Annotated in this window: 13 protein-coding genes; 6 read left to right on the top strand and 7 right to left on the bottom strand. The window is 64.0% G+C overall.

The genetic code is table 11. From position 1 onward, the window contains the following. Positions 1–131 precede the first annotated feature (131 nt). Positions 132–1,676, top strand: coding sequence for an IS21 family transposase (istA, locus tag ACS5PJ_RS02305; protein ID WP_439433302.1), 1,545 nt, complete (start codon positions 132–134; stop codon positions 1,674–1,676). Next, a complete protein-coding gene (istB, locus tag ACS5PJ_RS02300; protein WP_439433301.1) occupies positions 1,673–2,461 on the top strand; it encodes an IS21-like element helper ATPase IstB in 789 nt (262 codons plus the stop codon). The genes istA and istB overlap by 4 nt, the downstream gene beginning before the upstream one ends. A 592-nt stretch (positions 2,462–3,053) precedes the next feature. On the opposite strand, the gene ACS5PJ_RS02295 is transcribed toward istB, so the two are convergent. Beyond that, positions 3,054–5,432 carry a PxKF domain-containing protein gene (locus ACS5PJ_RS02295; protein ID WP_439433300.1) on the bottom strand — a complete coding sequence of 793 codons (2,379 nt, stop codon included), beginning with the start codon at positions 5,430–5,432 and terminating at the stop codon, positions 3,054–3,056. Positions 5,433–5,574: 142 nt separating this feature from the next. Then, positions 5,575–6,024 (bottom strand): hypothetical protein, encoded by a 450-nt coding sequence (locus ACS5PJ_RS02290; protein ID WP_439433299.1) that lies wholly within the window; start codon positions 6,022–6,024, stop codon positions 5,575–5,577. A gap of 172 nt (positions 6,025–6,196) precedes the next feature. Between ACS5PJ_RS02290 and ACS5PJ_RS02285 the strand changes: the two genes are divergently transcribed. From ACS5PJ_RS02285 to ACS5PJ_RS02275, 3 genes are all read left to right on the top strand, one after another. Further along, a complete protein-coding gene (locus ACS5PJ_RS02285; protein WP_439433298.1) occupies positions 6,197–6,502 on the top strand; it encodes a hypothetical protein in 306 nt (101 codons plus the stop codon). A gap of 357 nt (positions 6,503–6,859) precedes the next feature. Next, a complete protein-coding gene (locus tag ACS5PJ_RS02280; protein ID WP_439433297.1) occupies positions 6,860–7,831 on the top strand; it encodes a metallophosphoesterase in 972 nt (323 codons plus the stop codon). A gap of 451 nt (positions 7,832–8,282) precedes the next feature. Next, positions 8,283–9,134: a phosphatidylinositol-specific phospholipase C/glycerophosphodiester phosphodiesterase family protein gene (locus ACS5PJ_RS02275; RefSeq protein WP_439433296.1), complete on the top strand. Its 852-nt coding sequence runs from the start codon at positions 8,283–8,285 to the stop codon at positions 9,132–9,134. Between the two features lie 49 nt (positions 9,135–9,183). On the opposite strand, the gene ACS5PJ_RS02270 is transcribed toward ACS5PJ_RS02275, so the two are convergent. Both ACS5PJ_RS02270 and ACS5PJ_RS02265 read right to left on the bottom strand, forming a co-directional pair. Next, positions 9,184–10,014 (bottom strand): phosphatase PAP2 family protein, encoded by an 831-nt coding sequence (locus ACS5PJ_RS02270; RefSeq protein ID WP_439433295.1) that lies wholly within the window; start codon positions 10,012–10,014, stop codon positions 9,184–9,186. A gap of 44 nt (positions 10,015–10,058) precedes the next feature. Continuing rightward, positions 10,059–10,820: a DUF4386 family protein gene (locus ACS5PJ_RS02265; RefSeq protein ID WP_439433294.1), complete on the bottom strand. Its 762-nt coding sequence runs from the start codon at positions 10,818–10,820 to the stop codon at positions 10,059–10,061. Positions 10,821–11,032: 212 nt separating this feature from the next. On the opposite strand from ACS5PJ_RS02265, the gene ACS5PJ_RS02260 reads away from it, so the two are divergent. Next, positions 11,033–11,803, top strand: coding sequence for a CPBP family glutamic-type intramembrane protease (locus tag ACS5PJ_RS02260; RefSeq protein WP_439433559.1), 771 nt, complete (start codon positions 11,033–11,035; stop codon positions 11,801–11,803). Positions 11,804–11,834: 31 nt separating this feature from the next. Here the strand turns inward: ACS5PJ_RS02260 and ACS5PJ_RS02255 are convergent, their stop codons facing one another. The 3 genes from ACS5PJ_RS02255 to ACS5PJ_RS02245 all read right to left on the bottom strand — a co-directional run bounded on the left by ACS5PJ_RS02255 (position 11,835) and on the right by ACS5PJ_RS02245 (position 13,840). Continuing rightward, positions 11,835–12,677, bottom strand: coding sequence for an SDR family NAD(P)-dependent oxidoreductase (locus ACS5PJ_RS02255; RefSeq protein WP_439433293.1), 843 nt, complete (start codon positions 12,675–12,677; stop codon positions 11,835–11,837). A 94-nt stretch (positions 12,678–12,771) separates the two neighbouring features. Beyond that, entirely contained in the window at positions 12,772–13,380 is a 609-nt protein-coding gene (locus ACS5PJ_RS02250) for a hypothetical protein (protein ID WP_439433292.1), read from the bottom strand. A 25-nt stretch (positions 13,381–13,405) separates the two neighbouring features. Beyond that, positions 13,406–13,840, bottom strand: coding sequence for an ester cyclase (locus tag ACS5PJ_RS02245; RefSeq protein WP_439433291.1), 435 nt, complete (start codon positions 13,838–13,840; stop codon positions 13,406–13,408). Between the last annotated feature and the right edge of the window lie 71 nt (positions 13,841–13,911).

The following is a 13,911-nucleotide window of genomic DNA, read 5'->3' as shown; positions in this document are numbered from 1 at the left end:
TGCCCGCCGGTGGCCATGAGATCTGCCCACTTCCTTACTGAACCGACCGCGTCTTAAGCGGTGGGGGCCTCTCCCTGGGGTTTGATGACGGTGTCTAAGCGCACCAAAAGCGAACCAGGAAGAGGCCCTGTATGAAGTCTGACGGAGAAATCATGGAAATTCTTGCTGCCTACGATCTGACCGGGTCGTTGCGCGCCACCGCGGAGCTTACGGGCTGCTCGCACCACACTGTTGCCAAACACGTTCAGGCCCGGGACGCCGGCCGGCCGATCGGGGAACCCGCGGCCCGCGGCCGGGTCACCGACGCGTTCCTGCCCAAGATCGAGGAATGGATCGAATCCTCCAAGGGCCGGATCCGTGCCGACAAGGCCCACGAAAAGCTGCTCGCCCTGGGCTACACGGGTTCGGAGCGCTCCACCCGCCGGGCGATCGCCCAGGTCAAAGCAGCGTGGCGGTTGGGCCATACCCGCGTTCACCGGCCCTGGATCACCGAGCCGGGGATGTGGCTGCAGTACGACTTCGGCGACGGGCCGAGGATCGGCGGGGTGAAGACTATCCTGTTCGTTGCCTGGCTGGCGTTTTCCCGGTTCCGGATCGTGATCCCGTTGCGGGACCGGACGGCGCCGAGCGTGTTCGCGGCCCTGGACCGGTGCTTCCGGATCCTGGGCGGAGCGCCGACCTATGTGCTGACGGATAACGAGAAGACCGTCACCACGGCCCATGTTGCTGGGGTCCCGGTGAGGAACCAGCAGACCCTGGACTTCGCCCGGCACTACGGGATCACGGTGCTGACCTGCCAGCCCGCAGACCCTGCCACCAAGGGCGGGGTTGAAGCGTCCGTGAAACTCGCTAAAGCCGACCTCGTGCCGAAGGACACCAACCTCCGCGGCGACTACCGCACCTTCGCCGAACTCGAGGCCGCCTGTCAGGCGTTCATGGATGAGGTGAATGATCGTGAGCACCGGGTGACGCGGCGCAAACCCGCGGCGGTGCTCGCCGAGGAAGCCCCCAGGTTGCACCGGATCCCGGACACCGCCCACACGGTCGCGTTCGGCCTGGCCCGGACCGTTCCGGAGAACACCCCGATGGTCACTTTCGAAAACGGCCAGTACTCGGTCCCGGGTTATCTGCTTGGGGCACGGGTGTTCGTGCGCACCCACGGCACCGGACCGGACGAGCAGGTCATCATCGTCCACCACGGCACCGCCGGTCCCGTCGAGGTCGCCCGCCACGGGCGGGCACGGCCGGGCAGCCCGGCCGTCAACGATGACCACTTCCCCGGAACCCGGGCAAAGGTCCCCGGCGATTATGAGGTCAGGGCCCGCAGCACGGACGAGGCAGCGTTCCTGGCTATCGGCGACGGCGCCCGGACCTGGCTGCTGGAAGCTGCCGCGGCTGGGACGGCACGGATGAACGTGAAAATGGCCGAAGCCGTCACCCTGGCCAAAATCGCCGGCACCGACCACGTCGACCGGGCCCTGGGCGACGCCGCAGTCCATGGCCGCTTCGCGCACCCGGACCTCGCCTCGATCCTGAACGCCAACATCCGCCGCACCACCACGCACGCTGCCAACGAAGCGACCTCCCTGACCCAAGGCACCAGCGCGTGGGCCGCGATCGGCAACCCCGCACTGAACACCCCAGCAAACACCAGCGCCACGGAGGAGGCCCGATGAGTCCCGTCACCACGACCAACACCGCGGCTCCGCCGCTGCCGGCGGACCTGGAGGCCCTGATGCGGTCCCTGAAGATGCCCCACGCGCGGGCGCTGGCCCCAGACCTGATCGCGACCGCCCGCGCCCAGCGCTGGGAACCGGTCGAGGTCATCAAGGCCCTCTTCACCGAGGAAGCCGCCGGCCGGGCCCGGTCCATGCTCGCCTCCCGCCGCAAAGCAGCAGGCTTCCCGACGGGGAAAACCTTCGATGCCTGGGACCCGGACGCGTCCTCCATCCCGGCCCCGACCCAGCAGGCCCTCCGGACACTGGAATGGATTAACCGCAGGGAAAATCTGGTCGTCTGCGGACCCTCCGGAACCGGGAAAACCTTCTTCCTCGAAGCCCTCGGCCAGCAGGCCGTCGAAGCCGGGATGCGCGTGGCCTGGTTCCGGCTCGAAGACCTCGGCGTTTTGATCCGGGCGCACCGCACCGATGACAGCGTCACCCGCGCCGTGACCCGGATCCTCCGCGCGGAGCTGGTGGTGATTGATGACATCGGCCTGTTGCCGGTGGCCACCGACGCTGCCGAAGGTCTCTACCGGGTCGTGGACGCAGCCTACGAAAAACGGTCCGTCGCGATCAGCTCCAACCTCCACCCCGCAGGCTTCGACGAGCTCATGCCCAAGACCCTCGCGACCGCGACCGTTGACCGGTTGCTGCACCACGCACATGTCTGCCAGACCAGCGGCGATTCCGTCCGTCTCACCCAGGCCCTCGCCGGAAAAGGAGTCACCCGACTGAACTGACCAACCCAAGGATGGCCAACCCCGCCGAACCAATCAGTGGGCAGATCTGTTGGCCATCACCGGGCAGTTTTACTGGCCACCAGCGGGCACAACAACTGGCCGCCCGTGGGCAAAACCTAATGGCCATTGACACATGAGAAAGACGAGCCAAACCAGGACAGCAGGTGAGCATGATGGCAAAGTCAGCACCGTTGCCTCACCCCGAACTCCCGCAGCGAACTCCGTTCACGGAGGGCCTCGCTCGAGTTTGCGTGCCCGATTTCTCTTGAACTTCAGGCTGTGCCTGCACCGCAAACTTCCAAATCAACTGACCACATTTGCGTGTTCACAAGTACGTGTTTAGGCAGGAACAGGCCGTTCCCTGTTGAAAGTCTCTTCCACATAGACCTGCAACTCACAGACCACCAGGCACTAATTCCAGGATCTGACAGCAAGGGACGCCGCACGCTTTTTGTGCGGCCGTTGACCTGCTGCTGAATCTATTTGCGGGAATTCTCACAACCCCAGCGGCGGACGGATCGCCAGCTCATAGACCCCAGAACGCAAAGAGGCGCCCCGCAGCGATGCGGGGCGCCTCCTTTGGAACAGTGCGTCAGCTGCGGTACTTGAACAGCGCCGTGTGGGACGTGCCGTCGTTGAGCGTCAGCTTGAACATCCGGCAGGAACCGGCCCACGCCTTCTCTGTCTTCCAGACGTAGGTGTACGTGCCCGACACCGCGTCGTAGGACAGGCTGCTGGAACCAGCTGTCGATGTTGTCTCAACCTCGGCAAGAGCCGCCCCGGTCTCGCAGGTGACAGGTATTGACGTCGGCGATCCTGCTGCCAGGATGTCCATCCCGGCATCACCTCCCAGGCTGAACTGCATGGGAACAGCCCGGCCGGCGGTCATGACATTCACAGCCGGTGCTGCGTCCACCGGTGCCATGAACCCGCCGAAGTTGTAGCCTGTGCTGGCCGCCGGGATGGTCACTGTCGTGGGCACGCCCATGCCTCCACCTTCGGTGAAGCCGACAACTCCGATCTCGACGTCCCTTCCACGGTGGACATCCGTGATTGTCGCTGTCCGGGCCGCAGCGTCCACGACGCCGGCGGGAATGCCATCGACGGTCAGGGCCCAGCGGTAAACCAGCGGATCAGAAGACTCCCAGGTCACCTGGACCGCGCTCACTCCTCCGGATGCAGGGGTCGGGGCAGCGCTTACGTTCAAGGGAGTTTTGGGGTAGTCGTCCAGTGGGCCCTTGCCGATGTGTATCAGGGATGAAGCGTTGGCCACCAGTCCGTTGGCGTCCGTCAATCTGACCTGCATGACACCCTCGGACACTGCTGTGTACGTGTGGCGTGCGATGGGAGCAGTGCTGGTTTCTTCGTAGGTCCCGTCGCCGTTGTAGTCCCAGTCGTATTTCACGATGGTGGAGGCGGGGGAGTAGGACTTGGAGGCGTTGAAGGCGATCTCCTGGCCAGGCATTGCGTAGTACTCAGGGTGGTTCAGGATGGCCACCGGCCGAGCCTGCAGGCGGGTCAGGGCTGTTGTCAGTGCCGCTTTGGTGTCTCCTGTGTTGACGATGACCTGGCCCGTCGTCGCCTCTGCCAGGGCAGTGTAGAACTGGCTGGTGTAGGCGGAGGTGACGGGGTAGACGTTTACGGGGTCGATCTCCAGCGCCCGCTTGGCCACGGAGGCGAGCGTGCTTCCGTCGACAAGATCAGGGTCGTGGTAGTCCGCGTCCGTCAGGAGGACGGCGCCCTTGGTGGCCCCGTCGCGCCAGTCCAGGCCATTGAAGGCGGTCATGAGGGCGTGCAGCGCTGCTTCCGGCCAGTCCCCACCACCGTCAGCATAAATGGTGGCCAGCTGGGTGTTGAATTCGGTGGTGTCTTCCTGAAAGCCGCTGAGGATCCTGGCCGTGAAAGCGTCTCCCGCGTCTTTGTATTCGACCAGGGCGACCCTGCCGCGGTTCGCTTTGATGATGTCGGCCATCTCGGCCGCGAAAGCCTTGGTTGCCTCGATCTGACCGCCCATGGATCCGGTCGAATCGATCAGAAATACGATGTCCAGGCCTGCGGTCCCGGCCCCAGGGAGTGTGACGGTGTCACTGACCTCTCCACTGGGAAGCAGAGGCTTGAGCCGGGTGGCGATTTCCACCGCTGCGCGGTCGATGCTGAGGCCGTCGTGGGCATAGGTCATGTGGCCGTCGTTATCCCAAAAAACCCGGCTGGAGCCGCAGACAAAGTCATGTGTGGCACAGGAGAGTCCGGTGGTTGAAGTGAAACCTGCCGGAAGGTAAGGGATCCGGGGCCCCAATGACCCGACACTTACGCCGCAGTCGGGAACATCGAACCGGTACTCGGAGTCATCGGCCCAGTTCAGGCATGCCTTTGGGGGCAGGCCGGGAAGAACGCCTTCGCCTTCGGGGAGCCAGAGCTTCGGGTCCCCGAACAGCGCCTGGTACACAACCCGCTGCCGCAGCGAGTCGGTGAGCTTCTCGTTGTAGGCTTCCCCGACTACCTGGGCGCCCTGCGAGTAGCCGCCCAGCACGAAGTACGCGCCTGGGCAGACGGCAGCCCGTTTCGTCAGATACGCCGTGAGCTCGTCCACGCCTGTGTTGACGCTTTCACCGTAGGCAAACCCTCCACCACCGCTGATTCCTGCTCCTACGGTGTTCCATATCGACTCCATGCCTTTGTCTGATCCGACTGGAACGGCGGGGTAGCTCTTCCCGTCAATAGTCGACGTGCCGAGTTCGTATTGGCTCACGGTCAGCGGGGCGTCTATTCGGGCGTCGATTTCGTCCCTGAAGGTCGTCGCCTCAGGTTCGCCGGTCGGCTGACCGGATCCCCTGGCCCAGATCGTCTCGACGTTGGCGCATGCCAAAGCCACTGGATCCGCCGCGGCGGCCGGCGGGCCTGTCAGAGCCAACGCAGCCAAGGCGGCAGCAAGGGCTGCAGCAGTAAGGTGGTACGGAGTTTTCCGGCGCACAGCAATTACCCCAATGTGGTTTACTGAACTGAAATTGCCGCAGATGGCGGCGCTAGGGCCGCGGATTCGGCCTGAGTGCTCTCAGAGTACCCGGAGCTTTATCCATTGACTAGATAAAACAAGCTCAAGGTTTTCCAAGGTTTTAGACATGCGGTCGGACGCTGAGTGCCACGGCATCAGGCTCGTTTGCGCCGGGGCTGGTGACGTTCAGAATGTAGTCGTAGTCCCCGTCCGTTCCCGAGGATTCACAGACTGTCGTCGGGCCGATGGCTTCTGGACGCCGCTGGCAGGTCCCTTCAGTCTTCATCTGGAAGCCGGTCCCGGCGACTACCGCCTTGAACTTGTCTAAGGTGAGGTCTTCGCCTGCGCTCCAGCGCCGGGCGATGCTGGGGCACGGATTGGTGCTCATGCACAGGAACCGTTCGGGGCGCACAATATCGTCCCGCTTGGTCCAGGTTGGGGGGATGGAAAACCGATCGGCCCGGGAGACCAGGTCCACTGTGACCCTGTCTTCGCTGGCGCGTACGAGGAATAACCCCGCGGCCACGAGCAACAGCACAGCCCCGACGATGATTACTGTTTTTCTCTTCACTGTGTTCCCCCAAAACCATCAGCGCAAAAAGCACCATCACCGGCATGATCGACTGGTGCTGAGTGCATCGTATCTGCATGCGGCTGCTTTGTCTCTGGAATTGTCGGACCCCGGCCGTACCATTCGCTTCGACTGGAACTCCGCCAGTCGCCGGCGGCGGAAAGGGTACGACATGAGTGAGTACGGCCATCCTGAGGCAACGTTTCCGCCGCGGGCCCTCCCCGTCCCGGCCGTCCTGACCGCGGCCGCCTCCAAGCTCCCGGCGCAGACTTCAACGGCGAAGTCGGCGCTGCGGATTTGCTCGGGCGTTGCATCCATCGCTGTCGGTTTCTGGGGCGGCAGCGCCGCCCTGGCGCTGAATTCGATGAGCGCCATGGCGGGCCCGCGCTTCACTTGGCTAGGGTTCCTCCTCGGCTTCGCAGCCCTGTGCAGCGTCGTGACCGGACAGCATTGCTGCGGTTCGTCACGCAGCGGGTAAGCCAGGAACCACTCCCTGCCACGGTCTAATGTTGACTGGCTCTAGCCACTCGCGGAGTGCGACGCGCTCACACGACGCCAAAAGTGTGTAGCAAGCGAGCCGTACCGACAGATCTCCTCCTAGACAGAAACAGACAGCAACTGCGTCGATCGTCACGACGCGGGTAAGTCAGGCCCTGCTCCCCTGCCACCTTCTCATTCTCCTCAGTGTTCAGCGGGGGAGTGAGGTGCGCACCGCCGTTGCCATCGGCTGCGACTTAGGCCGGAGTTTACTGGCCAGCCCTCGCTTCGTTGCCACGGCGTCACCTTGCCCTGTTTCGCTCAAGTTGTTGCTTGTCCTCTCACTCAGGAGCTCACGATGCCGATCCAGTTCCCCACGCCCCTCACCAACCATGGCCACAGCCGCCGCAGCTTCCTGGGCATGAGCGCGGGCGCGGCCGCCGCTTTCGCCGTCGCCGGCGCGCCAGCCGCAGCAGCGGCAACCTCCCGCGGCGCCGAGCCGCCGCTGCGATTCGGCGTCATTGCCGACTGCCAGTACGCCGACAAGCCCGACCGCGGGGTCCGGCTCTACCGGCAGTCAATTAGCAAGCTGCAGGAGGCAGTGGCCACACTCAACGAGGAGGACCTCCGGTTCGCGCTGCACCTCGGCGACTTCGTTGATGAGTTCCCGGAGAGCTTTGATGCCGTGATGCCGATATGGGAGCAGCTGAGGATGGCGAAGTACCACGTTCTGGGCAACCATGACTTCCAGCTGCCCCGCGAGGACGTGCTGCGCACCTTGAACATGCCGGCCTCTTACCACCAGTTCCGCCGCAACGGCTGGCGATTCATCGTTGTGGACACGAATGACATCAGCACCTACGGGAACCCTGAAGGCTCCGCCAACTACGCACTGGCCGAGGAGATGCGGGCCGGCCTGCAGGCTGCGGGCAAGCCAAACGGCCAGACATGGAACGGCGGAGTTGGCGCCGAACAGCTCGCCTGGATCGAGCAGACCCTTGAGCTCGCTCGTCACAACGGGGAGAAGGTAGTACTCAATGCGCACCACCCTGTCTTTCCCCTCAACCAGCACAACGCGTACAACGACACCACACTGGTGGACCTGGTGACCTCCTACGACAATGTCGTCGCCTGGTTCAACGGCCACAACCACGCGGGCAACTACGGCTTCGCCGGTGGCACCCACTTCATCACTTTCAAGGGGATGCTGGACACGACGGTGAATTCCTACGCCACTGTCCAGGCGTTCGACGACCGCCTTGTGGTGGAAGGATTCGGTCGCGAGCCGAATCGGATCGTCCCGGTCGGCGCACCAGCCTACGAGGTCTGATTCACGGTCGCGGTGTCGTGCCCCCCAGCCCGTAACGGCTCCGCGGCCGTCGTCATCCTGGAGCCGCTTGCCGCTGCGTTATGGCAGCGCCCTGACCTGGCCAAGCGGACCGGCGGTCTGGGCCTTGCGCCGGGGGGAGCTGCGTAAGGAGATCACGGAAGATGGTTTCAGGTGCCACCAGTTTGTCTGCAGCATTCCATTCGATGAGACCGGACTCCAGCAGGGCGGCTATCGCCCGGCTCCGCCGGTGGTCCTACCCTGCGTCTGCTCCACCTGCTGAATACCCTGCTGGAGATCCTAGTCCTGCCCGCAGGTGAAGTTCAGAACCGTTCACGCTCCTGACACCGGGCCTTCCCTTTTCGTTGGTGTCGAGCGTGAAGGCTGAAGCAGGTGCCGGCGTGCCTGATCCGCCGAGCTGAACCCAGCCCCTAATTGCTCAAGGAGAACCCCCGTGCTTGTTAAAAGTGCTGCCGCCGCCCTCGTGGCCCTGACGTCCCTGACCGGCATCACCGGCCCCTCTTACGCCGCTCCCACTGCCCAGGATGTTGTTCTGGGCCAGCCGTTGGCCGCAGCCCACGCGCATAATGACTACGAGCACGGGAAGCCTCTGTTTGACGCCCTGGCCCACGGGTTCACCAGTGTCGAGGCGGACGTGTGGCTCGTTGACGGCGAACTGCGGGTCGCCCACGACCTGGCGGACGCGCAGGCGGGCAAGACGCTGGAGAGCCTCTACCTGGATCCGCTGGACGAGCTCGTCATGCAGGAAGGCCACAGCGTTTACCCGGGCTGGGACGGGAGCCTGCAGCTGCTGATCGACATCAAGAGCGACGGCGAGAGCACCTACGCTGCCGTCGAACAGGAACTGAGTGAGCACCCGGCCCTCATGACCCGTTACGCCAACGGCAAGGTCAGTGAGGGGCCCGTGACCGCGGTCATCAGCGGCAACAGGCCCCTGGCCACGATGGCGGCCGACGATAAGCGCTACGGCTTCTTCGACGGACGCTCCGCGGACCTCGCCTCCGGGATGCCGTCAACGCTCATGCCACTGGTCAGTGACAACTGGACCAAGTTGTTCACCTGGCAGGGTGTAGGTCCCATGCCGGAAATTGAGCGCGCCAAGCTGCACGCCTATGTCGCGGCCGCCCATGACAAGGGCTACCGGGTGCGTTTCTGGGCTACCCCGGACATGCCGGGCGAGGCGCGCGAAGCAATGTGGACTGAGCTCTACCAGGCGGGCGTTGACCACATCAACACGGACGACCTTCAGGCGCTGGAACAGTTCCTCAGCAGCCAACAGGGATAGGCTCCAGAGCTTCGATCCTGAAGTTTACGCTGGCAGGGAGAGGGAGCACTCAGCTTCGGCTCCCTGCCGGCGGATGCACCCGGGTGGTGAGGTACAGCCGGTGCGCCGTGATGACCAGCGCCAGCCAGGCCGCCCCCAGAGCCCAGGCCGCCAGGACGTCAGTGAGCCAGTGGTGCCCCAGGTAGACACGGCTCAGCCCCATCGTGGCGGCGAAGACGGCTGCCGCGACGATGATCAGAACGCGTGCCCGGTGGGATCGAAGCCGAAGGACTATCAAGTACGCAACGATCCCGGCGATCACCACCGAGTTCAGTGAATGGCCGCTGGGAAAAGATGCCGAGTATTCGTAGGGAGGCACGGCGTCCATCAGCGGTGGCCGGGTCCTGCCGATCAGTCTTTTGCCCGCAATGGTCATCAGAAGGGATCCGACGCCGGCGACGACGATCAGAATCACCGGTGTCCAGGACCGGCGCCGCACAGCGAGCCCGGCCATGACGGCCAACGCCAGCACCGGCATGCCGATGGTTCCGCCGATGTCTGTGTACGCCGTCGTCAGGATGTCCAGAGCCGGCGACCGTAACGTCTTAGCACCGTCCAGCACCGGGTGATCGAGCCCGGCAACCCCATCGGCTTCCACCACGGATTCATACACCTGGGCGAAAACTGCGGTCAGGGAAATTGCCAGCACGGCACCGATGACCAAGGTGATGATGAGGGCAGCGTGGGAACCGAGCAGGCTGCTGATGCGCTGGACGATGAAGGCAAGGACCTGGCCGACCCTGGTGTCCCAGCGGGTAAGGTCCTGGCCGCCGACGAAGCGGTCCCGCTGAACTTCGCCGGTTACTCCGCCATCCGGCGGATTTCTATCTGTAAGCGACACTTGTTGGCCCTTTCGCCACGTAACACCCAAAGTAGTAAGCAACCTTACCTTGCCGGGGGGAGAAGGGGTGTTGTCCGTGCGACGCGGAGCAGGTGCGGGCAGAGCAGTATCAGCCACGCAGCGGTGGGAACAAGGGACACCATCGCCATGGCCAGCCCGACCGGGCCGGCGTTCGCGGGGACGAGCATGGTGAGCCCTGTCAGGAGGCCGACACCGCCGGGTAGCCGGCCAAAGATGCGGCGTTTGACCATCACGGTGGAGAACATCAGGGTGCTGATCGCGCCGAGGATGTAGCTGGTCGCGAACGTTCCGCCGTTGTATTGGGTGAGCAGGGTTGTGCCCGTGGCCAGGAGTGCGGCCTTCTCGGTTGGTGAGGCCGCTCCAGCGTACTGGCCGCTTAGCATCCACATGGAGAACGTCGCTTCGCGGGAGACGACGAAAAGTACCAGGCTGAACAGGCCGATGACCAGTGCCAGCAGGCCCCATGCAGGCTCTACCCGGCGGACCACGACGTAGAGGGCCATGTAGAAGGGGATCATGACGAGATAGTCGAGGGTGAGGAGAAGGTCGAGGTCCAGAAGGCCGAGCACCGGGTTCTCCTGGAACAATGCGAAGAAGTCCTCGACGGTGCTTGGAGGCGGGCTGAGGATGAAGATGGCCGCTTGGAGCGGGATCATGACCACCACGAACACCGCCGCCGCGGCGCCGAGCCTGACCAACCCCCGCCATTCAGGTCCGACCGATACCTTCGTGGCGGCACCAAGGGGCATCTCCGCACCTCCCGCACCATTCACATTGGTCACCATGACGCCTCCCGTACTTGTTCCGTGACGTTCTCCGTGCCGGCTTCCGGAGGCCCGATCATATTCCTGTCCCGGCGTCCCATGGAAGTGACTTCCGGACCACCATGACTGCCTGAACTGGCGCACGTACGGTATCGCCCAACAGCAAGCGCTGACATGCTGGAGGGGTGAGATCCATCTCGACCCGGCCGCCTCGCACCGCCCTCACATGGAAGCTGGTGCCGGCAGTTCTTCTCTCGCTGTCCGGAGTCCTGCTTTTCGGCTTCGAGTATGACGCGTTGGGCTACGGTGTACTCGCCCTGAGCCTTGTCACGGCAGGACTTATCGACCGTGAGCTGGCACGGCACCTCGCCCTGGTCGCGGGTGGGATGGTCCTCATCAGCCTGGTTCCCCTGAACGCGGATTTGAGCGTTCCGCACATGACCCTGATGGGCGGTGTCCTCGCGCTGGCCGTGCTGGTGCCGTGGCTCGTGTCGAGGTATGTCTACGGCGAGAACATCATCAGATTCCCGGTGAACACCGGCCATAAGTGGCCGTTGACCGCGAAACTCTACCTAGTGGCAGTGGTTGCGCTCGCCTACTTCATTTTGCCCGCGTACCTGATCCGGAGCGGGGTCTACCAAAACTGGCCGGACGCCACAGACCCCACTGTCTTTGGGCGGCTCTTTCTCGGCGTCAACAGCGTAGGCATCTGGGACGAGCTGTTCTTCATCTGCACCACCTTCACCCTGCTCCGGCGGCACTTCCCGGACTGGCTGGCAAACATACTCCAGGCCGTGGTCTTCTCTTCCTTCCTGTGGGAGATCGGCTACCAGGCCTGGGGGCCGCTGCTGACGTTCCCGTTCGCGCTGCTCCAGGGTTACACGTTCAAGCTGACCAAGTCGTTCACCTACGTCGTAGCCGTGCACCTGCTCTTTGACTTCGTGCTGTTCCTGGCCCTGGTGCACGCTCACAACCGCGACTGGCTGCCGATCTTCCTCTACTAAGGCCTGGGCAAGCAGCAGCGGCTGAAAGACTTCATCCAGGTCCGGCCAGTTTCGAGCACGCGTCCCACAGCCGACGGCGGGCCTCAGGATCTGATCCCATCCCGGGCGTGGGGAGCTCCTTGCGTTTCGCCCAGAGCTTGCCGGAAACCCCTGCCGTTTCGTCTGACGTGGCCAGCCAGAGCGCTGTGTCCACAGCTTTTTCCGCCGGTGCTCCGAAGGTGTTAGTGATCCAGCGGAACGGGCCGCGGACATCCTCCAAGAGCGAGGTGTTCTTGACGAGCCCCGGATGAACGGCATTGGCCACCACGCCAGAACCCCGCAGGCGTTCGGCGAACTCCTGGGTGATGAGCACCCTGGCGAGCATGGTCTGGGGAGTGGCGCGAAGATAGCTGTACCTGCCCCGGGCGGTCTGGAGGTCGTCGAAATTTATCTTGGTGTTGCCGTACTTGGAGGCAATATTCACGATGCGTGAAGTGCGCCCCGCCCCGGCGCGCTTCAGCGCGTCCAGCATCAGGCTGGTCATGAGGAAGTAGGCCATCACGTTGGTGGCGAAAGTAAGCTCGAGCCCATCCGGGGTCACATGGCGCTCTTTGCGGAAAACACCCGCGGCGTTGACCAGGACGTCCAGCCTGTCATGGCGGGACAGGAATTCGGCTCCCGCGGCCCGGACGGAGGACTGGACCGAAAGGTCACAGGCCAATGGCTCCAGCCGGGCGGCAGGAACCAGGGAGCGGATGGCTTTAACTGCGTCGTCCGCCCGGGCGACGGAGCGCCCCACCACCACAACCAAGGCCCCTTCGCGGGCAAGGCCGGCTGCGACGGCCTGCCCCAGTCCGCCTGTTGCACCCGTCACCAGGGCTATAGTGCCATCCATCGCAGCCATCTCCTTCGGCTCCAGCATCACGCGGTGACGGACTTCCAGCTAGGGTCATCCGGCCCGAAACCCGATGCGCACCCGGCAACAGTGCTCAGTACTGCTGGGCCAGCAGGGCAGCGGCGGCGATCTGGCCGCCGTCGAGCATGATGGATTGTTCATCCATCCCGGCTTCCTTCCACTGGACCACGAGGCGCAGACCGCCGCCGGCCGGAAGCGGCCACAGCCAAAGCCGGGCCGCTCCGGTCAGTTCATCGTCGTTGCCGCTTCCCCCTTGGCCGTTGGCCACCAGGACCGGTCCGGTGACGGTCTCGCTGCCGTCAAACATGCCGGGCCGGATGTGCGTGGAAGTGGTCTTACGGCCGTCGGGAAATTCCGCCCCAAAGAGCAGCGCAGATTCCGGATCTTCGGCATAGCCCGGACCGGGCGGCGGCTGCCGGAAGAAACGCGCGTTCCCGGCAGCCCATTCCCTGTCGCTTTCGCTGGTCCGCCGGACGCACCAGACGACGTCGACGGAGCAACCGTTCGAATAAACCTCTGCGGACTTAACGGCCATAACGAACCCCGGGGCGCGGTGGAGGAACTTTCCGATGTGGATCACGCCGGGAAGTTCGTTCGACGGCGGCCCGAGCCATTCCGGCATGACATGACGTGGAGGACGCGGACGTTCCGGCGGTTCGGGGAGGTCCTGGAAGAAAGTCATGCGCTCATCTCCTGAAGTAGGGCCGTCAGCCGGCAGTCTGCGCTTGAGAGGTCACCGCCGTCAACTGCTGTTTCATATCCTCCCAGTTCATGACCACCCGGCGCTCCACAATCTGCCCATCTATGACGCGCTCCAGGGTCAGGGCCTCGGTGGTGATCGGAATGCCCGCCGGCGCGATCCCCTCAAACTCTCCGCCGCTGTGGACCGCATGCATGATGACCCTGCAGGCCACCAGGTCTCCCTCCGCGACCTGTTCCTCAAGGGTGAAGCGCGTGTCACTGAACATTGCGTTCCACCCTGCGATGGTCTGCAGCAGCGCGGTCCTGTCCGCCGGCTCCCGGCTCCCATGCACGTAGGCCTGGAGATGCGGCGACAGGATCCGGGTCAGAGCGGCCTCGTCCTGATCCTCGAAGGCTTTGTAGAAACTGCGCACCACGGCTTTGTTCTGGTCGGCAGTCATTGGAGTGTTCCTTCCTGTTCGTGTCCGGATCTGTTCGTGTCCGGATCTGTTGGTGTCCGGAATGTTCCGGA

The sequence above is a fragment of the Pseudarthrobacter cremeus genome, from assembly GCF_051857465.1.
GTDB lineage: Bacteria > Actinomycetota > Actinomycetes > Actinomycetales > Micrococcaceae > Arthrobacter.
The sequence above is the reverse complement of the archived record's forward strand: the minus strand, read 5'-3'. Positions and strand labels throughout refer to the sequence as shown.